Origin of the sequence: Streptomyces sp. NPDC059201 (genome assembly GCF_042754585.1) — a bacterium.
In the GTDB taxonomy this organism is placed as follows: Bacteria; Actinomycetota; Actinomycetes; order Streptomycetales; family Streptomycetaceae; genus Streptomyces.
Genome location: NZ_JBHZBB010000010.1, coordinates 195,453 through 215,320, shown reverse-complemented (window position 1 = coordinate 215,320; position 19,868 = coordinate 195,453). Strand labels below are relative to the sequence as shown.

At 72.4% G+C, this 19,868-nt stretch carries 17 protein-coding genes; 13 read left to right on the top strand and 4 right to left on the bottom strand.

The features are described 5' to 3' along the window. The first annotated feature begins 16 nt into the window (after positions 1 to 16). The 4 genes from ACFXMG_RS29035 (at position 17) to ACFXMG_RS29020 (ending at position 5,879) form a co-directional block, all read left to right on the top strand. Positions 17 to 952, top strand: a complete 936-nt coding sequence (locus ACFXMG_RS29035; protein ID WP_383816704.1) for a carbohydrate ABC transporter permease — start codon at positions 17 to 19, stop codon at positions 950 to 952. 73 nt (positions 953 to 1,025) lie between these two features. Continuing rightward, positions 1,026 to 1,934, top strand: a complete 909-nt coding sequence (locus ACFXMG_RS29030) for a carbohydrate ABC transporter permease (RefSeq protein WP_383816755.1) — start codon at positions 1,026 to 1,028, stop codon at positions 1,932 to 1,934. 131 nt (positions 1,935 to 2,065) lie between these two features. Continuing rightward, complete coding sequence (locus ACFXMG_RS29025; RefSeq protein WP_383816707.1) at positions 2,066 to 3,697, top strand: glycoside hydrolase family 13 protein; 1,632 nt, start codon at positions 2,066 to 2,068, stop codon at positions 3,695 to 3,697. A gap of 136 nt (positions 3,698 to 3,833) precedes the next feature. Further along, positions 3,834 to 5,879 carry a glycosyl hydrolase family 28-related protein gene (locus ACFXMG_RS29020; protein WP_383816708.1) on the top strand — a complete coding sequence of 682 codons (2,046 nt, stop codon included), beginning with the start codon at positions 3,834 to 3,836 and terminating at the stop codon, positions 5,877 to 5,879. Positions 5,880 to 5,925: 46 nt separating this feature from the next. On the opposite strand, the gene ACFXMG_RS29015 is transcribed toward ACFXMG_RS29020, so the two are convergent. The 4 genes from ACFXMG_RS29015 to ACFXMG_RS29000 all read right to left on the bottom strand — a co-directional run bounded on the left by ACFXMG_RS29015 (position 5,926) and on the right by ACFXMG_RS29000 (position 9,579). Continuing rightward, a complete protein-coding gene (locus ACFXMG_RS29015; RefSeq protein WP_383816711.1) occupies positions 5,926 to 6,552 on the bottom strand; it encodes a CPBP family intramembrane glutamic endopeptidase in 627 nt (208 codons plus the stop codon). A gap of 186 nt (positions 6,553 to 6,738) precedes the next feature. Further along, entirely contained in the window at positions 6,739 to 7,641 is a 903-nt protein-coding gene (locus tag ACFXMG_RS29010; RefSeq protein WP_383816714.1) for a DUF4436 domain-containing protein, read from the bottom strand. Beyond that, the gene (locus tag ACFXMG_RS29005) at positions 7,638 to 8,798 is read right to left on the bottom strand and encodes an agmatine/peptidylarginine deiminase (RefSeq protein ID WP_383816716.1); all 1,161 of its coding nucleotides are present in this window, start codon (positions 8,796 to 8,798) and stop codon (positions 7,638 to 7,640) included. The genes ACFXMG_RS29010 and ACFXMG_RS29005 overlap by 4 nt, the downstream gene beginning before the upstream one ends. Positions 8,799 to 8,979: 181 nt before the next feature. Continuing rightward, positions 8,980 to 9,579, bottom strand: a complete 600-nt coding sequence (locus tag ACFXMG_RS29000; protein ID WP_383816719.1) for a TetR/AcrR family transcriptional regulator — start codon at positions 9,577 to 9,579, stop codon at positions 8,980 to 8,982. A 192-nt stretch (positions 9,580 to 9,771) separates the two neighbouring features. Between ACFXMG_RS29000 and ACFXMG_RS28995 the strand changes: the two genes are divergently transcribed. The 9 genes from ACFXMG_RS28995 (at position 9,772) to ACFXMG_RS28955 (ending at position 19,777) form a co-directional block, all read left to right on the top strand. Continuing rightward, a complete protein-coding gene (locus ACFXMG_RS28995) occupies positions 9,772 to 11,379 on the top strand; it encodes a serine/threonine-protein kinase (protein WP_383816722.1) in 1,608 nt (535 codons plus the stop codon). 77 nt (positions 11,380 to 11,456) lie between these two features. After that, entirely contained in the window at positions 11,457 to 12,038 is a 582-nt protein-coding gene (locus tag ACFXMG_RS28990; protein WP_383816725.1) for a TetR/AcrR family transcriptional regulator, read from the top strand. A gap of 240 nt (positions 12,039 to 12,278) precedes the next feature. Further along, on the top strand, positions 12,279 to 13,292 hold the full coding sequence (locus tag ACFXMG_RS28985; RefSeq protein ID WP_383816727.1) for an agmatine/peptidylarginine deiminase: 1,014 nt from the start codon (positions 12,279 to 12,281) through the stop codon (positions 13,290 to 13,292). 58 nt (positions 13,293 to 13,350) lie between these two features. Next, positions 13,351 to 15,030 carry an ABC transporter substrate-binding protein gene (locus ACFXMG_RS28980; RefSeq protein WP_383816730.1) on the top strand — a complete coding sequence of 560 codons (1,680 nt, stop codon included), beginning with the start codon at positions 13,351 to 13,353 and terminating at the stop codon, positions 15,028 to 15,030. After that, positions 15,027 to 15,995 (top strand): ABC transporter permease, encoded by a 969-nt coding sequence (locus tag ACFXMG_RS28975; RefSeq protein ID WP_383816733.1) that lies wholly within the window; start codon positions 15,027 to 15,029, stop codon positions 15,993 to 15,995. The genes ACFXMG_RS28980 and ACFXMG_RS28975 overlap by 4 nt, the downstream gene beginning before the upstream one ends. Further along, complete coding sequence (locus tag ACFXMG_RS28970; RefSeq protein WP_383816736.1) at positions 15,992 to 16,852, top strand: ABC transporter permease; 861 nt, start codon at positions 15,992 to 15,994, stop codon at positions 16,850 to 16,852. The genes ACFXMG_RS28975 and ACFXMG_RS28970 overlap by 4 nt, the downstream gene beginning before the upstream one ends. After that, entirely contained in the window at positions 16,849 to 17,841 is a 993-nt protein-coding gene (locus ACFXMG_RS28965) for an ABC transporter ATP-binding protein (protein WP_383816739.1), read from the top strand. The genes ACFXMG_RS28970 and ACFXMG_RS28965 overlap by 4 nt, the downstream gene beginning before the upstream one ends. After that, entirely contained in the window at positions 17,834 to 18,664 is an 831-nt protein-coding gene (locus ACFXMG_RS28960; RefSeq protein ID WP_383816741.1) for an ABC transporter ATP-binding protein, read from the top strand. The genes ACFXMG_RS28965 and ACFXMG_RS28960 overlap by 8 nt, the downstream gene beginning before the upstream one ends. Before the next feature lie 12 nt (positions 18,665 to 18,676). Beyond that, the gene (locus tag ACFXMG_RS28955; protein ID WP_383816744.1) at positions 18,677 to 19,777 is read left to right on the top strand and encodes an agmatine/peptidylarginine deiminase; all 1,101 of its coding nucleotides are present in this window, start codon (positions 18,677 to 18,679) and stop codon (positions 19,775 to 19,777) included. Positions 19,778 to 19,868 lie beyond the last annotated feature (91 nt).

The window sequence follows — 19,868 nt, the reverse complement described above, 5'->3', positions numbered from 1 at the left end:
GGAGCGGGAGATCACCATGGAAACACTCACCACCGAGCCGAAGCGGCCGGCCAGGCCGCGTCGCAGACCACCCTCGAAGCGGCGCCGCTCGCTACAGAACAACCTCACCGCCTACGCGTTCCTCTGCGCCGCGCTGTTCTGCTTCGCGATGTTCGCCTGGTGGCCCATCGTCAGGGAGGTCGTCCTCAGCTTCCAGGAGACCAACCTCGTCGACGAACCGACCTGGGTCGGCCTGGACAACTTCCGTACGGTGGTGAACGACCCGGCGTTCGGCCAGGCGTGGAAGAACACCATCGCCTTCACGCTGCTCGCCCTGCTGTGCGGCTATGTGATCCCGTTCGCGGTGGCGATCGTGCTCAACGAGCTGCGGCACGCCCGCGGTTACCTCCGTTTCGTGGTCTATCTGCCGGTCATGCTGCCCCCGATCGTGTCGGTTCTGCTGTTCCGCTGGTTCTACGATCCCGGACCGGGCCTGTTCAACCAGATCCTCGACTTCGTCGGGCTGCCGGCGCTGTCCTGGCTCGACTCCACCGACACCGCGCTCATCTCGCTCGTCATCGTCTCCACCTGGATGAACCTGGGTTCGGGGGTGCTGATCTACCTGGCGGCTCTCCAGAACATCCCCGGCGAACTGTACGAGGCGGCGGAGCTCGACGGCGCCGGCATCCTCAAGCGCATCTGGAACGTCACCATCCCGCAGACCCGGCTCATCCTGATGCTGATGCTGATGCTCCAGATCGTCGCCACCATGCAGGTCTTCATCGAGCCGTACATGCTCACCGGTGGCGGACCGGAGAACGCGACGGTCACCGTCGCGTACCTCATGTACCAGTACGCCTTCGTGTACGGCGGCAACTACGGGGCCGGCAGCGCGCTCGGCCTGATGCTCATGATCGTTCTTCTTGCGGTCGCCGCAGTTCAACTCCGGCTGACCCGCGACGAGAAGAGGTAACACCGTGATCGACACCACCACGCACGCCGAAGTGGCCGAAAGAGCGGGGAAGACGGCGTCGCCGCAGCCGCCTGTGAGGAAGAAGCGCCGGGCCGCATGGGCCGACGGCCATGCCAGGACCATCGTGTCACCGCTGGAGCTGAAATCCCGCTGGGGCACGAGAATCTACTGGGTGCTCCTCGCCGCCGTCGTGACCGTGTTCACTCTGGTCTTCGTGTTCCCTCTTTACTGGATGGTCACCGGGGCGATGAAGACGGGCGAGGAGATCGCCCAGATGCCGCCCACCCTGTTCCCCGCGAACCCGGACTTCTCCGTGTTCGCGGACGCCTGGGAACTCTTCGACATCGGGCTGCTTCTCAAGAACACGCTCCTCTACGCCGTAGGGGCGTGGCTCTTCGCGCTCGCGGTGGACGTCACGGCCGCGTACGCCCTGTCCAAGCTCCGGCCGATGTTCGGGAACGTCATCCTCGGAGCCATGCTGGCCACGCTCATGATCCCGCCGATCGTGGTGATGATCCCCGCGTACATCACCGTGACGGACGTGCCCATTCTCGGATGGCAACTCCTCAACTCCCCCTGGGCCATCTGGTTTCCCATAGCCGCCAACGGCTTCAACATCTTCCTGCTCAAGCGCTTCTTCGACTCGATCCCCGACGAGATCCTCGAAGCGGCGGAGATCGACGGCATCCCCCCGTGGCGCGTCCTCGTCTCGATCATCCTGCCGATCTCGCGGCCCATCCTCGGCGTCGTCTCCATCTTCACCGTGGTCCTGGTCTTCAAGGACTTCGTCTGGCCGCTGCTCGTTCTGCCGGACAGCGAGAAGATGACGATCAGCGTGGGGCTGTCCCAGACGGCCGGGTCCGTGACGCAGAACCAGATCATGGCCGGACTCGTGATCGCGAGCATCCCCATGATCATCGTCTTCTTCTTCTTCCAGCGCAGCATCATGGCCGGCCTCACCGCCGGAAGCCTCAAGGGCTGACGCTCCCGGCGTCAGTCCGCGCTGCTTCCGCGCAACCGAGCCCCGCCCTCCTGAGCACCCGTCGTCGGCCACCTCACTCATGACCCCGCACCGGCCGACGACGGGTCCCCCCTGCCCGAAAGGATCGTTACGTGGCAGCCGAGCACCCCTCACAGTCCGACACCTGGTGGCGCGACGCCGTGATCTACCAGATCTACCCCCGCAGCTTTGCGGACGGCGACGGCGACGGCACCGGCGACCTCGCGGGCGTCCGGGCGAGACTGCCCTACCTCGCGGAACTCGGCGTCGACGCCCTCTGGTTCTCCCCCTGGTACGCCTCCCCGATGGTCGACGGCGGCTACGACGTCGCCGACTACCGCGCCATCGACCCCGCCTTCGGCACCCTGGACGAGGCCGAGAAGCTCATCGCCGAAGCGGCCGAACTGGGCTTGCGCGTCATCGTCGACATCGTGCCCAACCACGTCTCCGACCAGCACGCCTGGTTCCAGGAGGCCCTCGCCGCCGGACCCGGCAGCCCCGAACGCGCCCGCTTCCACTTCCGGCCCGGCCGCGGCGAGCACGGCGAACTCCCGCCCAACGACTGGCCCTCCCAGTTCTCCGGCACCACCTGGACCCGCGTTCCCGACGGGGGCACCCCCCAGGGCGAAGCCTCCGGGGGAGAGTGGTACCTCCACCTCTTCACCCCCGAACAGCCCGACCTCAACTGGTCCCACCCCGACGTCCGCCGCGAACACGAGGACGTCCTGCGCTTCTGGTTCCAGCGCGGCGTCGCCGGCGTCCGCATCGACTCCGCCGCCCTCCTCACCAAGGACCCCGGGCTCCGCGACTTCACCGAGGGCGTCGACCCCCACCCGTACATCGACCAGGACGAGATCCACGACATCTACCGCTCCTGGCGGGCCATCGCGGACGAGTACGACGGCGTCTTCGTCGGCGAGGTCTGGCTCCCCGACGCCGAACGCTTCGCCCGCTACCTCCGCCCCGACGAACTGCACACCGCCTTCAACTTCAACTTCCTCGCCTGCCCCTGGGAGCCGGCCCGGCTCCGCGCCACCATCGACGACACACTCGCCGAACACGCCCCCGTCCACGCCCCCGCCACCTGGGTGCTGTGCAACCACGACATCACCCGCACCGCCACCCGCTACGGCCGCGCCGACACCGGCTTCGACTTCGTCAGGAAGCGCTTCGGCACCCCCACCGACCCGGAGCTCGGCACCCGCAGGGCCCGCGCGGCCGCCCTCCTCACCCTCGCCCTGCCCGGCTCGGTCTACCTGTACCAGGGCGAGGAACTGGGCCTGCCCGAGGCGGACATCCCCCTGGACCGCATCCAGGACCCCATGCACTTCCGCTCCGGCGGCACCGACCCCGGCCGCGACGGCTGCCGCGTCCCCCTCCCATGGGAGGCCGAGGCACCCGCGTACGGCTTCGGCGGTACGGATCCCTGGCTGCCGCAGCCCGCCGACTGGGCCCGCTACGCCGTCGACCGCCAGACCGCCGACCCGGGCTCGATGCTCAGCCTCTACCGCACCGCCCTCGGACTGCGCCGCGGCGAGCCCGGATTCGGTGACGGTCCGATGGAATGGCTGCCCTCGCCGGAGGGGGTGCTGGCCTTCGCCCGCGGCGAGAACCTCCGCTGCGTCGTCAACCTCTCCGGCTCCGCCGTGCCCCTTCCGCCGCACACGGAGGTCCTGCTGTCCAGCGACGAGCTGCCGACGGACGGCGCCCTCCCCCCGGACACCGCCGTCTGGCTGCGTACCTGACCACGCCGCGCACGGTGGAAATGCCCGGTGTGCGAGCCCCTTGCGAGGGGCCCGCGCACCGGGCCCGCTGCTCCCACGGCCCGGGCCCTTCCGGCCGGGGAATGCCCCTATCACCTCTGACAGAAGTGAGCCCGAAATGCATGCGAGCCGATCTGGACGCGGCGCTCGTGGCGGCCGAAGAGCCGTCCTGGCGACCGCCGCCCTCGCCCTGAGCATGAGCGTGGTCCTCGACGGCGTGGCCACCGCGGGGACGCCGGGCCGGGAGACCGCCGTCGGCACGGCCGGCCCCGTGGTCACCCGGGCCGGCCTCGCTCCCGAGCTCGTCGCCGGCCGCGGCGCCACCGTCGCCTTCGACGAACAGGAGGCGGAGAACGCCGCCACCAACGGCACGGTCATCGGACCCGACCGCACCCCGTACACGCTGCCCTCCGAGGCGTCGGGACGTTCGGCCGTCAAGCTGGCGCCGGGGCAGCACGTCGAGTTCGTGCTTCCGCGCGACGCCAACGCGCTCACCGTCCGCTACAGCATCCCGGACGCGGCCGGGGGCGGCGGCATCACCGCGCCCCTGGACGTCGCCGTCGACGGCCGCCACCGCAGGACGATGACGCTGACGTCGCAGTACTCCTGGCTCTACAACCAGTACCCGTTCACCAACGACCCCGGCGCCGACCTGCTCCATCCCGACTGGTGGCTCGCCGAGTGCGCCTGCGTCCCCGCGGCCACCACCCCGGCGCCGGAGATCACCAAGCCCTTCCGGCCCACCCACTTCTACGACGAGCAGCGCCTGCACCTCGGCAGGACGTACAGCGCGGGGGAGACGGTACGGCTCACGGTGCCGGCCGGCAGCCCCGCCGCCTGGACGGTGATCGACCTCCTCGACACCGAACGCGTCGCCCCGCCGCACGTCGAGCGCGGCGGGATCGACGTCCGCCTCCTCGGCGCCGACCCCACCGGCCGCCGCGACGCCGCCCCCGCCATCGAGCGGGCCATCGCCCTCGCCCGGCGCCTCGACCGGCCCGTCTACCTGCCGCCGGGCACCTTCCGCGTCGACCGGCACCTCACCGTCGACGACGTCACGATCGTCGGCGCGGGCAACTGGCACACCGTCCTCAAGGGCCGCCAGGTCACCCTCGCCGAACCCGCCCCCGACGGCTCCCGGCACACCGGCGTCGGCCTCTACGGCAAGCCCGCCGCCGAGGGCGGCAGCCGGAACGTGCACCTCTCCGGCTTCGCCATCGAGGGCGACGTCCGCGAGCGGATCGACACCGACCAGGTCAACGCCATCGGCGGCGCCATGAGCGACTCCACGATCGACGGCCTCTACCTCCACCACACCAAGGTCGGCCTCTGGTTCGACGGCCCGATGTCGAACGTGAAGGTCACGAACAACGTGATCACCGACCAGATCGCGGACGCCCTCAACTTCCACACCGGCGTCACCGACTCGCTCGCCCACAACAACTTCGTCCGCAACACCGGCGACGACGGCCTGGCCATGTGGTCGGACACGACCGCCGACGCGCGCAACACCTTCTCCCGCAACACCGTCCAGTCCCCGACCCTCGCCAACGGCATCGCCATCTACGGCGGCGAGGACAACACCGTCAGCGGCAACCTCGTCGCCGACCCGGTGCGCGAGGGCAGCGCCCTGCACGCCGGCTCCCGCTTCGGCGCCGAACCCTTCACCGGCACCCTCCGCTTCACCGACAACACCACGGTCCGCGCCGGTACCCTCGACCTCAACTGGAAGATCGGCCTCGGCGCCATCTGGTTCTACGCCCTGGACAAGAGCATCGACGCCGACGTCCGCGTCACCGGCGACCACTACCTCGACTCCACCCACAACGCGATCATGCTGGTCAGCGAGTACGGAGTGAAGGACAAGGTCGACGTCCCGGCCGTCCACTTCAAGGACATCCGCGTCGACGGCACCGGCAACTCCGTCCTCAGCGCCCGGGTGAAGGGCTCCGCCACCTTCGAGAACGTCGACGCCCGCAACGTCGGGGCCGTCGGGGTCAACAACTGCGGCTCCTTCAACTTCCCCGCCACGGGTTCGGAGTTCACCCTCACCGACCTAGGCGGCAACGACGGCGGCTGGCTCGCCCCATGGCTCCTGCCCAACACCCTCACCTGCGACGACCGCCCCCCGGTCGTCACACCACCGGCCCCGTCCACCTGGTGACGCGCACGCGGCAGGCGTAAGGGGAGCGGGCGGCACGAACGGATGATCAGGTCGGCGGGCGCGGGGCGGTGGGGGTGGCGGGTTCGATCGTGCGGCGCTTGACGATCAGGAGGACGATCAGGGCGATCTGGAGCACGATCGGCAGGATCATGCCGGGGGATGCCTTCGGGTCGATGCCGACGGCGTTGGAGACGAGGCTGAAGTCCCACAGGCCGTGGACGAGCATGGGCAGGAGGAGGGTGCCGCCGACGCGTAGGCAGAGGTAGAAGAAGTAGCCGGACGTGGCGACGATCACGGCCTGAAGGATCGCCTGGGCGCCTTCGCCGAAGGCGTTGCTCACATGGACGACACCGAAGACCACGGAGGACCAGAGGGCTACCTTGCCCTCGCTGAGGCCGGCCCGCTTGAAGACCTGCACGCCGATGCCGCGGAACATCAGTTCCTCGCCGATGCCGACCAAGAGGGTCATCACGATCAGGCTCAGGACGAGGGAGACCGGCTGGTTGGCGAGGTTGGGGTAGTTCACCCCGATGACGGCGACGACGAGCATCGAGATCGGTACGAAGCGCACCCAGCGCCGCACCGGCGCGCGATAGGTCATGACGCTGCCCCACCAGCCGAGCCAGGTCACCACGGCCGCGCCGAAGAGGACCGACAGTCCGATCGGGATCACGCCGTCGCGGATGACCGACTCGGTGGTGGGGAACTGACTGTCGCCGGCGTTCCGGTCGACGCCGATTGCACAAAGGTCACCAAAACTGCATGAAAGGTGTCCGCTGGCGCAGCTGCCTGGACGCGTCGGCGCCGGACTCCCGGTGCGCAGGTGCAAGGACCGCGGACCCGTCGTCCGTCGGCGCGGTCAGGGTGCCGACGCCGGGCGGGGTGGGGGCGGGCCCTCGGTGTGGACGGCGCGGGTGACGACCACGACGACGCAGAACGCGATCAGGGTCTCCGCCCAGAAGAACGCGAGGTAGTCGAGGAGGCTGCCGATGGGCGGGGCGCCTGGGGCGGTGTTGCGGAAGGCGGCCAGGGCGAACAGGGTGGCGGCCATCCAGCCGAGGGCGGGCCAGGTCAGGCCCATGCGCCGGCGGACGAGGTACCAGCCGCCCATGAGGACCGCGACCGTCAGGGCCCACATCGCCGCCATCATGAAGAGGGCGAAGATCAGCACGCTGCCGGAGCGGGACAGCTCCGCCGAGAAGACCGCCGCGCCGGACTCCGCGCCGTCGGGCTCCGAGGCGTCGACCGCGAGGGAGAACAGCGCGTCGCGGTTGGCCAGTGTCATCCGCACCGGGACGGTCTCGCCGCCCTGGAGCGCCGCGAACTCCAGCTCTGTCGCGTACGCGTCGAAGGGATAGTCCGTGATGGGGCCGCCGGTCAGCGCCACGGGGACGTCGACGGTGGCGATGCGGCTGTGGGCCGGGAACGTGAGGTCGCCGCGGACGGCGGGAGACGTCTGGAGGGTCAGGTCCTCGGTGGGCGACAGGCCGCCGGCCTCCGCGAGCGCGCCGCGCGGGGTGACCCGGAGGCGCAGGATCAGCTCCCGGCCGGTCGCGTCGACGCGCTGGACGGCCGCGTCGACGTCGATCCGGTCGGGGGCCTCGGCCGCATCGCCCGCCGTGTACCGGGTGTCGAGGTCCTGGCGCTCGCCGTACTGGAGCCACAGCCCGCACAGCACGGCCGCCGCGACCGCGAGGACGACGAGCGTGGCGGCGAGGGCGCCCCGCGGGCGCGGGGCGCGTCGCCGGGTGGGTGCCGTCACGCGGCGGGCTTGCCGGGCTGGTCGTGGGTGGCGCAGTGGATGCCGCCGCCGCCGGACGCGATGGTGTCGATCTGGAGTTGCACGATGTCCCGGTCGGGGAAGTGCTCCTGGAGGATCGCCTTGGCCGTCGCGTCCGCCTTCCGGTCGCCGAACCTGGGGATGAAGACGGAGTCGTTGGCGATGTAGAAGTTCGCGTACGTCGACACGAAGTCGTCGCCCTCGCCGGTGATCCGCTCCAGGTCGGGCTGCGGCAGGTCGATGATCTCGAAGCGCCGGCCCCGGGCGTCGGTCGCCTTGGAGAGCACCGAACGGGCCTGGTCGGCCGAGCGGGACCAGGAGTCCGGGGGAGTGGTGGGGTGGGCCTGGTCGAGCAGGACGACCCCGGGCGCGACGAAGCGGACCAGGCTGTCCACGTGCGCGTCGGTGACGTCCTGGCCGCGGACGCCCGCGAGCCACACCACCTTCTCGACGCCGAGGGTCTCGATCAGCTCGTCCTCGATCTGGTCCCGGCTCTTCCCGCGGTTGCGGTTGTCGTTGACGATCGAGCTCTCGGTGACGAGGAGGGTGCCCTCGCCGTCGGTCTCGAAGGAGCCGCCCTCGGCGACGAGCGGCGCCTCCTCGCGGGGGATGCCGTACCGGGCGAGCAGCTTGCGGCCGACCTCGCCGTCGTTCGTGTGCTCCTGCTTGTTGCCCCAGCCGTTGAAGTTGAAGTCGACGCCGACGAGCTCGCCGCCGTCCTCCACGAAGACCGGCACGGTGTCCCGCGCCCACAGGTCGTCGACGGCGAGCGGGATGACCTCGACCTGCCGGCCGCAGGCCCGCTGGGCCGCCTTGACCTGGTCGGGGCGGGCCATCATCACGACCGCCTCGTACTCCCCGACGGCGCGGGCGATGCGGGCGATGTCCTCCCGTACGTAGGGGAGGTCGTCCTCCCAGACGGAGGTGAGGGCCGGCCAGGACATGAAGGTGCGGGTGTGGCTGTCCCACTCGGCGCCGAAGCGGCGCTCGGTCTCCGCCGGGGTCCGGGCGGGGGCGGTGGTCGTGCTGCCGCCGACGCTCTCCTCGGGTCCGCAGGCGGTGGTGCCGAGGGCGAGGACGCCGCCGGCGCCGGCGAGGGCGCGCAGGGCGGTGCGGCGGGAGAAGGGCAGGAGGGACACGGTGTGCTCCGATCGTGGGCTGGCGAGACTAACCGGCGGCGGCGGGCGCGTCGGGGAGACGCGGCGCGGCGACGGGAGTCGCGGGCCTGGGCTTCACGCGGTCGGCGGGCATCGGTACGCCCGACCGGGCGTGCGTGGGGGTGGGCCGTGCCCCCACTCTGGCACCTGACTGAATTTTCAGTCAAATAGCGACCGCCTCGGGCCGCCGCAGCCCCTGCACCTCCGCCGCCACCGCGCCCCGCATCAGTTCGGCGGCGTGACCGGCCGGCAGCAGTCCGGTCAGCCACCGGGTGCTCAGGCCCTCCAGCAGGACGGCGAGGCGCTCGGCCGCGGCGACCCGCGCCCGGTCCGGGGCCGCCGCGTCGATCAGGGCCAGCAGGCCCGCGATCTCCCCGACCCGGTCCCGGCCCGCCCGCGCCAGCTCCTCCCGCAGCTCCGGCTCGAAGACCGCGCCGGCGCGCAGCTCGGCCCACGCCGTGCTGTTCTCCCGGACCTCGGGGACGTCCTGGAACTCCCGCGCCAGCCTGCCCTCCAGCTCCCGCAGCGCGTCCTGCGGGAGCCGGGGCGCGGGCACCCCGGGGCGGGTGTACCGCTCCGCGCGCTCCCCGACGAAGGCCAGCGTGTGCCGGAGCAGGCCCGTGCGGTCGCCGAAGTGGTAGTAGACGAGCGCCGTCGAGACGCCCGCCCCCGCGGCCACCTCCTCCACCCGCAGTCCGCGCACCCCATGGCGCGCCATCGACCGGGCGGCGGCTCCGAGGATCGCCGTCTTCCTGTCCTTCACTCCCTGTGCTCCCTGCTGATCAGCGATCGGTCCATGAACGGGTCCGCGCATGTGTCCGTTCTCGTGTTGACTGAAACTTTAGTCAACGGGCACGATCGGGCCGGGCGTGACCGCGCCCGTCGGCCGTCACCGGCGCCGGGTCCGCCCGGGGTACGCCCGCCCGGCCGTTCCGCACCGCCGAAAGAGCCGCCCATGTCCTCCACTCCGTCACCAGCGACCCCGCCGGCCCACGCGGCGCCCGCGCCCGGCGACCCGTACGAGATCGGCGGCTACCGGATCCAGGCCCGGCTCGGCGCCGGCGGCATGGGCGTCGTCTATCTCGCCCGCACCCCCGGCGGCCGGCCCCTGGCCGTCAAGGCCGTCCGCGAGGACTTCGCCGCCGATCCGGAGTTCCGCCGCCGGTTCGCGCAGGAGGTCGCCAGCGCCCGCCGCATCCACGGCCTGTTCACCGCGCAGGTGGTGGACGCGGGACCGGAGGACCCGGTCCCCTGGCTCGCGACCGCGTACGTGGCGGGCCCCTCGCTCCAGCAGGTGGTCGAGCGCCACGGCCCGCTGCCCCCGCGCACGGTCCTGCTCCTGATCGCCGGGATCGCGGAGGCCCTCCAGGCCATCCACCGGGCCGGCGTGATCCACCGGGACCTCAAGCCCGCGAACGTCCTCGTCGCCGAGGACGGCCCGCGCGTCATCGACTTCGGCATCGCGCGCGCCGCCGACGCGAGCGGGCTCACCGGCACCGGCCTCCGGATCGGCACCGCCGCCTACATGGCACCCGAGCAGGCGCTCGGGCACCCCGTGACGCCCGCGGCCGACGTCTTCGCCCTCGGCGCCCTCGCCGCGTACGTGGCCGGCGGCGCCCTGCCCTTCGGGGCGGGACCCGAGTCCGGCGTGCTGTACCGCGTGGTCCACGAGCCCGCCGACGTCTCCCGCGTCCCCGCCGAACTGCGGGAACTGATCGGGCACTGCCTGGCCAAGGCGCCGGAGCGGCGCCCCGCCCCGGCCGACCTGATCGCCGCCGTGCGCGCCCACCCGGCCGTGGGGCCCGCCCCCGAGTTCGACGCCGACTGGCTGCCCGGCGCCGTCGGCCGGGAGGTCGTACGCCGCGCCGGGCACCCGGCGCCCACCCCCGAGCCGACCCACCTCGACACCCCCTCGCCGCACGACCACCCCACCCGGACGGCCACCCCGGAGGACCGGGCGGCGGCCACGACGCCGGGCGGACGGGGTGGAGCGGTCGAGAGTCAGGGAGGGGGCACGGAAGGAGGGAGGGAAGGGGGGACGGAAGGGGGCCGGGGCCGACGCGACCGCCGTGGCAGACCCCGGCGACGTATCCGTACGGCCCTGATAGCGGGGGCGGCCGTTCTTCTCACCGGTCTCGCCCTGGCGGCGGCGGTGCTCTACCGGCCCGGCGGCGCCGAACCGTCCGGTGCCCGGCCGGGGGGCTACGCGGACGTCGAGCTGACCGCGCCCGACGACGGCTACGAGTTCGACCTGGACACCGGGAAGGTCGTGCCGGCCGACACCGCGTCCTGGTACCTGGCCCGCGAGCGGGACGCCTTCGTCGTGCCCGCGGACGTCGATGCCTTCGTCGCCCCCGGCTACGAGCTCGGAAGGTCCGAGTGCGAGCGGGGGCTGGACACGGAGCCGGTGACGGACCTGTCCTTCGCGGAACTCGCCGACGAGCGGCCGTTCTGTCTGCGGAGCCCCGACGGCGGTCGGCTCGCCGTCGTCCGGCTGATCGAGGCGGCGCCCGGCGACGGGCCCGTGACGGTCGCGGCGACCCAGTACGAGAAGAGCGGATGAGGACCGCGGGGACGCCCGCGCCGGGGAAGGCGACGGCGGCGGACACGGCACGCGGGCGTCCCGATAGGGTTCGTGACATGGCGTCTCGCAGTACTCAGATCCTCGAAGCGGCCGCCCGGGTCATCGCCCGGCGCGGGGTCCGCGGTCTTCGCGTGGAGGAACTGGCGGAGGAGGCCGGGGTCTCGACCGGCCTGATCTACTACCACTTCAAGGACCGCACGGGAGTCCTGCGCCGCACGCTGGAGTACATCAACGACCGCGCCGAGCGGTACACCACGGCCCAGGACGAGGACGCGGAGCCGCCGACGCCCCGCGAGGAGCTCGACCAGGTGCTGCTCCTGGAGCTCCAGGACACCCCTGAGGTGCGGGAGAACAGCACCGCCTGGGGCGAGCTGCGGGCCAGCGCCGTCTTCGACCCCATCCTGCGCGAGGACCTCGCCCGGGCGACCCTGGTGTGGGTCCAGGAGGTGGCCGCCCTGCTGGGGCAGGTGCACCCGCTGGCGCCCGCGGCCACGCTCGCGGCGGCGGCCGAGCGGCTCACGGCACTCCTTGAGGGCCTGAGCATGCGCTGGCTGAGCGGCGGTCTCGCCATCGGCCACGCCCGCGCGCTCATGGCCGAGGCGATCGACGTGGAGCTCGCGCGACTGCGGCAGCCGTAGGCACGCGGACCGCTCCGGAAGGACCTGTGCGCAGCCGCGCACACTGCCTTATCCAAAGTATTGACTGAAATTTCAGTCAGTGCCACAGTGTGGTCACCGCAGGGCCACCCCGCCAGGTCACCTGGAGCCGCCGGGCCGCGCCGCGCGAGCCTTGACTCCGTCCCCTGAATCACCCCCCTCTCTGTGTACCCCTCTCTCTTTGACTGAATATTCAGTCAAGACCTAGGAAAAGAGACCCCGATGACCGGTTTCCGTATGCCCGCCGAGTGGGCCGAGCACGAGGGCTGTCTGATGGCCTGGCCCACCCGCACCGAGCTGTGGGACGGCGTCCTCTCCGCCGTGCAGGAGGAGTACGCCGAGGTCGCCCGCGCCATCGCACGCTTCGAGCCCGTCACGATGGTCGCCCCGCCCGGCTCCGGCGACGACGCCCGCGCTCACTGCGGCGACGACGTGAACGTCGTCGAACTGCCCCTCGACGACTCCTGGTTCCGCGACTCGGCGCCCCTGTTCGTGCTGGACGGCGACGGGAACCGGGCGGGCGTCGACTTCCGCTTCAACGCGTGGGGACGCAAGCACCACCCGTACGACTCCGACGACCGGATCAGCGCCCTGCTCCTGGAGCGGCTCGGCGTCGACCGGATCGCCTCCGGGATGATCCTCGAAGGCGGGGCCATCACCGTCGACGGCGAGGGCACCCTCATCACCACCGAGCAGTGCCTCCTCCACCCCAACCGCAACCCGGACATGAGCCGCGAGGAGATCGAGACCGAGCTCAAGACCCGGCTCGGCGTCGAGAAGGTCATCTGGCTCCCGTACGGCGGGCTGCTCGACACGGAGACCGACGGCCACGTCGACGGCGTCTGCGCCTTCGCCGCCCCCGGCAAGGTCGTCGTCTCGCTGCCCGACGACCCCGCCCACCCGGACCACGCCCGGATGCGCGCCAACCGCGCCGTCCTGGAGGCGTCGACCGACGCGCGCGGCCGGTCCCTGGAGATCGTCGACGTCCCGCAGACCGCCTTCGCCGAGGTCGCCGGCGTCCGCGTCGAGGTCTCGTACCTCAACTACTACGTGGCCAACGGCGGCGTCGTCGTCCCCGTGGCCGGCGCGGCGCAGGACCTGGCCGCCATGGAGGTGATCGCCGCCGCGTACCCGGACCGCAAGGTCGTCGGCGTACCGGCGCCGGTCATCGCGTGGGGCGGCGGCGGTGTCCACTGCATCACCCAGCAGATCCCGGCGGCGCGCCCCGGCGCGTGACCCCGCGGGACCCCCCTCCCGCACACCCTCCCCCGCCGTACCGAAAGAGAGCGCGACGATGAGCACCGCTGCACCCCCGCCCCGCGTCCGGAGACGCCGCCCGGTCAGGACCGCGCTCGCGGCCCTCGTCGCGGCCGCCCTCCTCGCCGCCGTCCCGGCCTGCGCCGGCCCGCCCGGGAGCGGGGGAGGCGGAGCCGGAGGCTCGTACGCGCTCTCCGCCGGTACGCCGAAGCCCGCGGGGGAGATCGACTCCTTCACCTGGGCCGTCTACGCGGAACCGCCCACGCTCGACTACACGACGGCGTTCGACTACCCGCAGAACACGATCCTCTCCAACGTCTGCGAGAGCCTGATGCGGTGGACCCCCGGGCTCACCCTCGAACCCGGGCTCGCCGAGAAGGCGACCAACCCCGACCCGCTCACCTGGGTCTACGACCTCCGGCGCGGGGTGCGCTTCCACGACGGGCGGACGATGACCGCCGACGACGTCGTCTTCAGCCTCGGCCGGCAGCGGGACCCGGCGAACGCCGCCGCCTGGGCGCAGAACTTCCAGAACGTCGCGAGCATCCGTGCCACCGGCCCCCTCCAGGTCACCGTCAAGCTGAAGAAGGCCGACTCGCAGTTCCCGCAGTACATGGCGACCGCGGCCGGAGTCGTCGCCTCCAAGGCCGGGGTCCTCGCCGCGGGCGCCGACTACGGCACCTCCGGCGGCCTCGCCTGCACCGGCCCCTTCACCCTCGGCGACTGGCAGAAGGGGCAGTCGCTCGAACTGCGCCGCTTCGACGGCTACCACGGCACCCGCGCCAAGGCCGGCAAGGTCGTCTTCCGCTTCCTCACCGACTCGTCCGCCCGCACCAACGCCCTGCTCAGCGGCGAGGCCGACGGCGGCTACCTCATCCCGACCGAGAGCTACGCCCGCCTCAAGACCAGCGGCGTCGGCACCCTCTACTTCGGCGAGGGCCTCAGCACCGTCAACCTCGGCATCACCAACATGAAGGGCCCGCTCGGCGACGTCCGGGTCCGCCGGGCGCTCTCCCTCGCCCTGGACCGCGCGGGCTTCGTGCAGGCCGGCCTCGGCGGAGCCGGTACCGCCACCACCTCCCTCACCACGCGCGCCGCCTGGGCGGGAGCCTCGCCCGCCGTCCGCGAGGCCGCCTTCGGCGGACTGCCGCCCACCGGCCGGGACATCGAGAAGGCGCGCGCGCTCGTCAAGGAGGCCGGCGCCACCGGCAAGACCCTGACCGTCGCCACCAGCTCCATCGGCCAGGACGTCTCCCTCCTCGCCACCATCGTCCAGGCCGCCGGCAGCGAGATCGGCCTGCGGGTCGAGCTCAAGTCCGTCGCCCCCAACGCCTTCACCGCCCTCTTCACCGACCCCGAGGCACGCGAGGGCATCGACGCCTTCCCGCTCACCTACTACGACTCCATCACCGACCCGCTCGACCTGCTGGTCAACTTCAGGACCGGCGCCTACCTCAACTTCGCCGGGTTCAGCGACCAGCGCTACGACGCCCTCGTGGAACAGGCCACCGCCACCTACGACAAGGACCGGCGCCTGCTCATCGAGGCCGAGCTCCAGAAGCGGACCGCCGAACAGCTCCCCTGGATCCCGGTCGCGGAGTGGCCGACCGCCGTCTTCCTCAACCAGCGGATCACCGGCGCCCCGACCACCATCTCGTACATGTACTACCCGTGGGCCGCCGACATCGGCGCCGCCGCCGCGGGAGCCGCCCCGTGAACACCGCCGCCTTCCTGAGGTTCACGGCGCGGCGGGTCGCCGAGATGGCGGTCACCCTCCTCATCGCCTCCTTCGCCGTCTTCGGCGCCCTCTACCTCGCCCCCGGCAGCCCGGCGAGCTTCCTCCTCAACGGCCGCTCCGCCTCGCCCGAGGCGCTGGCCGCCGTCAACGCCCGCTACCACCTCGACGACCCGTTCGCCGTGCGCTACCTCCACTGGCTCGGCGACATGGTGCAGGGCGACTTCGGGCGCTCGCTCACCTACCGCACCGACGTCTCGCGGCTGCTCGCCGACCGGCTGCCCACCACCCTGCTCCTCGTCACCATGGCGCTGGCGATCGTCGTCGTCGTCGGGCTCCTCCTCGGCCGGATCGCCGCCGTGCGCGGCGGCCGGACCGACGCCGCCGTCCTCGTCGCCACCACCCTCGCCGTCGGCACCCCGTCCTTCGTCGCGGCCGTCCTCCTCCAGGGACTCTTCGCCGTCCGGCTCGGCTGGTTCCCCAGCAGCGGCGCCGGCGACGGCCTCCTCGACCGGATCTGGCACCTCACCCTGCCCGCCGTCGCCCTGGCGCTCTACCTGATCGGCATGCTCGCCCGGGTCACCAGGACCGCGATGCTCGAAGCCCTCGGCAGCGAGCACGTCACCGTGGCCCGCGGCCGGGGCGTCCCCGAACGCCTCGTGATCCGCCGCCACGTGCTGCGCAACTCGCTCGGCACCGTCCTCACCACCGGCGGCCTGATCGTCGCCACCCTGCTGGTCTGCACGATCCTCGTCGAGACCGCCTTCAGCATCGGCGGCATCGGCCAGCTCCTCGAACTGGCCACCACCACCAAGGACTTCCCGACCGTCCAGGCCGTCTCCCTGATCATCGTGGCCCTGTTCATGACGGTGAACCTCGTCGTCGACCTGCTGCTGCCCCTGGTGGACCCCCGCATCACGCTCGGCACGAGAGGGGCCGCCGCATGACCCTCGTCCTCACCCGGCGCCCAGGACTCGCCAAGGTCGCCGCCCGCGGCGGCCGTTCACCCCTCCACATCGCCGCGCTCGGCTTCGCCGGACTCGTCGTCCTCGCCGCGCTGTTCGCGCCCTGGCTCGCCCCGCACGACCCCAACGCCGTCGACCTCGGGGCCGCGCTCGCCGGCCCCTCCGCCGACCACCTCCTCGGCGCCGACACCGCCGGCCGCGACACCCTCTCCCGGCTGCTCCACGGAGCCCGTACCTCCCTCCTCGGCCCGCTCGGCGTCGTCGCCCTCTCCACCCTCCTCGGCGTCGCCGCCGGCACCGCCGCCGCCTGGCGCGGAGGCCGCCTCGACACCCTGATCTCCCGCTCCACCGAGCTCGTCTTCGCCTTCCCCGGCATGCTCCTCGCGATCCTCGTCGTCTCGATCTACGGAGAGGGCCTGCTCGCGCCCGTCGTCGCCCTCGGCGTCGCCTACCTGCCGTACGTCAGCCGGCTCACCCGCACCCTCGTCCTCGCCGAACGCGCCCGCCCGTACGTCAGCGCCTACCAGGTCCAGGGGCACTCCGCCCTCCAGATCTGCCTCCGCCACGTCCTGCCCAACATCGCGCCCGTCGTCCTCGCCCAGTCCACCATCAACTTCGGCTACGCCCTCATGGACCTCGCCGGACTCTCCTTCCTCGGCCTCGGCGTGCCGCCGCTCACGCCCGACTGGGGACGGATGGTCTTCGACGGGCAGACCGCCGTCCAGCACGGCTACCCGCTCTCCGCGGTCCTGCCGTGCGTCCTCGTCGTCCTCACCGTCGTCGCCTTCAACGTGGCCGGCGAGCGCTGGGCCGACCGTGTCGCCAGGAGAGACCGATGACCACCCCACCCGCCCTGGAGATACGAGGGCTGCGACTGACCCTCCCCGGCGCCGCCCGCCCCGTCCTCGACGGCGTCGACCTCACCGTCGCCCCCGGCGAGACCGTCGCCCTCGTCGGCGAGTCCGGCTCCGGCAAGTCCCTCACCTCCCGCAGCGCGCTGGGCCTGCTGCCCGCCGGAGCCGTCACCGAGGGAACCGTCCTCGTCGAGGGCGAGGACCTCCTCACCGCCCCGCCGGACCGGCTGCGCGCCCTGCGCACCGGCAGCGTCGCCATGGTCTTCCAGGACCCCCGCGCCACCCTCAACCCGCTGCGCCGCATCGGGGACTTCCTCACCGAGGGCGTCCGCGCCTCCGGCACCCTGGACGCCGCCGCCGCGACCGCCCGCGCCTGCGAACTGCTGCGCGCCGTCGGCCTCGACGACACCGCCCTCGGCAAGTACCCCGGACAGGTGTCGGGCGGCATGCTGCAACGCGTCGTCATCGCCGCCGCCCTGATGGGCGACCCCGTCCTCCTCCTCGCCGACGAACCCACCACCGCGCTCGACGTCATCACCCAGGCCGAGGTGATCGCCCTGCTCGCCCGGCTCCGGGAGCGCTTCCGCACCGGACTCCTCTTCGTCACCCACGACCTCGACCTCGCGGCGGCCATCAGCGACCGCGTCCACGTCATGTACGCCGGACGGATCGTCGAATCCGGCCCCGCCGACGTCCTGTTCACGCGGCCCCGGCACCCGTACACCACCGCCCTGCTCGCCTCCACCCCCCGCCACACCGCCCCCGGCGGCAGGCTCTCCGCCATCCCCGGGCAGCCGCCGGACCCGCGCACCCCGCTCACCGGCTGCGCCTTCGCCGCCCGCTGCCCGCTCGCGACCGACACCTGCCGGGAGACGGCCCCGGCCGCGCACCCGGCCCCCGGCCGGCCCGACCACCACGCCGCCTGCCACCACAGCGACCGGCTCGCCGACCAAGGAGCGGTCCTCGATGCCTGAACCCCTGCTGCGCGTCACCGGCCTGAGCCGCGCCTTCGGCGCCGTACGCGCCGTGGACGACGTCTCCTTCACCCTGCCCGAGGGCGGCTCGCTCGGCATCGTCGGCGGCTCCGGCTCCGGCAAGACCACCACCGCCCGCATCGTCGTCGGCCTGGAGACGGCCGACGAGGGGGAGGTACGGCTCCGGGGCCGCGAACGGCCCGCCCGGGTCCGCGGCCGGCAGCGGCGCCTCGCCAGGGCCCGCGAGGTGCAGATGGTCTTCCAGGACCCCTACCTGTCCCTGGACCCCAGGACCACCGTCGACCGCGTGCTGCGCGAGACGCTGCGCCTGCACTTCCCCGACCGGGACCCCGAGCCCCGCGTCCGCGAACTCCTCGACCAGGTCGGCCTCGGCACCCGCGCCGCCGACGCCCTGCCCCGGAGCCTCTCCGGCGGTCAGCGTCAGCGGGTCGCCATCGCCCGCGCCCTCGCCGTCGAACCGGCCGTGCTCGTCCTGGACGAGGCCGTCGCCGCCCTCGACGTCTCCGTCCAGGCCCAGATCCTCAACCTGCTCGCCGACATCCGCGAACAGACCCCGATCGGCTACCTGTTCATCACCCACGACCTCGGCGTGGTCCGGTGCGTCACCGACGAGGTCCTCGTCATGCGCCACGGCCGCGTCGTCGAGGCGGGCGCCACCGCGGAGGTGCTCGCCGCGCCGCACCACCCCTACACCCGGCTGCTCCTGGACTCGGTCCCGCGTCCGGGCTGGAACCCGGACCGGATCGCGGCGGCCCGCCAGGAGCTGTCGTCCCCGCAGGCAACCCCCACACAGGAGGCATGAATGATCCGAGGCATGAACCGGCGAGGCTTCCTCGTCGCCGCCGGAGCCACCGCCGCCGGCGCCGTCCTCGCCACCACGACCACGCAGGGCAGGGCGCGCGCCGCCGGCGCGTTCCGCGTCCCGCTGGAGGACGTCCGGCACACCCGTACGTGGATGGCCTGGCCGGACAGCACCTCCATCTGGGGCAGCAAGCTGAGCGGCGTCCAGGCGGACATCGCCCTGATCGCCCGGACGATCGCCAAGTACGAGCCGGTCGTCCTGTGCGCCAACTCCGGCAGCGCCGCCAAGGCCCGCACGATGTGCGGCTCCACGGTGACCGTGATCAGCTCCATCCCGGTCGACGACTGCTGGATGCGGGACTCGGGACCCGTCTTCCGCACGGACGGCGCCGGCGGCCTCGACGCCGTCGGCCTCAACTTCAACGGCTGGGGCAACAAGCAGGCGCACGCCAAGGACGCCCGGGTCGCCGAGCGGATCGCCGCGTACACCGGCGTCCCGATCACCTACGCCGACCTGGTCGGCGAGGGCGGCGCCATCGAGCAGGACGGCGCCGGCACCCTCATGGCCACCCGCAGCAGCCTGGTGAACCGCAACCGCAACCCCGGGATGTCGGAGCGGCAGCTGGAGACCGCGATGTGCGACGCCTACGGCGCGTCCAAGGTCATCTGGTTCGACGGCGTCTACGGCCAGGACATCACCGACGACCACGTCGACGCCACGTCCCGCTTCCTCGCCCACGGCGAGGCCCTCGTCCAGATGCCGCTGTCCTCGGACAACGACGTCTACGCCCGCGACGCCCGCAAGCAGTACGCCGTGCTGTCCGCCGCGACGACCGCCACGGGCCGCCCGATGGACGTCTCGCAGCTCCAGGGCCCCGACTACAACAAGATCCGCTCCACCAACCGGAACTTCCTCGCCTCCTACGCCAACTACTACCTCTGCAACGACGCCGTCATCAGCGCCCACTTCGGCGACACCCGCGCCGACGAGGCGGCCCGGGCCACCCTGGCCCGGCTCTACCCGGACCGGGTGATCGAGCAGCTGAACATCGACCGCCTCGGCACGGGCGGCGGCGGCATCCACTGCGTGACCCAGCAGCAGCCCGCCGCCTGACCTCCCGGCTTTCCCCTCCCCGTCACACCACCGGCCCGGCGCACCGTCCTCAGGACGGCGCGCCGGGCCGGTGCGCTGTACGGGCCCCGGT

Coding starts and splice junctions, on each gene's coding strand:
- ACFXMG_RS29035 (WP_383816704.1), top strand. CDS start 17: ATGGAAACACTCACCACCGAGCCGAAGCGGCCGGCCAGGCCGCGTCGC.
- ACFXMG_RS28980 (WP_383816730.1), top strand. CDS start 13,351: ATGAGCACCGCTGCACCCCCGCCCCGCGTCCGGAGACGCCGCCCGGTC.
- ACFXMG_RS28970 (WP_383816736.1), top strand. CDS start 15,992: ATGACCCTCGTCCTCACCCGGCGCCCAGGACTCGCCAAGGTCGCCGCC.
- ACFXMG_RS29020 (WP_383816708.1), top strand. CDS start 3,834: ATGCATGCGAGCCGATCTGGACGCGGCGCTCGTGGCGGCCGAAGAGCC.
- ACFXMG_RS28990 (WP_383816725.1), top strand. CDS start 11,457: ATGGCGTCTCGCAGTACTCAGATCCTCGAAGCGGCCGCCCGGGTCATC.
- ACFXMG_RS28985 (WP_383816727.1), top strand. CDS start 12,279: ATGACCGGTTTCCGTATGCCCGCCGAGTGGGCCGAGCACGAGGGCTGT.
- ACFXMG_RS28955 (WP_383816744.1), top strand. CDS start 18,677: ATGAACCGGCGAGGCTTCCTCGTCGCCGCCGGAGCCACCGCCGCCGGC.
- ACFXMG_RS28960 (WP_383816741.1), top strand. CDS start 17,834: ATGCCTGAACCCCTGCTGCGCGTCACCGGCCTGAGCCGCGCCTTCGGC.
- ACFXMG_RS28995 (WP_383816722.1), top strand. CDS start 9,772: ATGTCCTCCACTCCGTCACCAGCGACCCCGCCGGCCCACGCGGCGCCC.
- ACFXMG_RS28965 (WP_383816739.1), top strand. CDS start 16,849: ATGACCACCCCACCCGCCCTGGAGATACGAGGGCTGCGACTGACCCTC.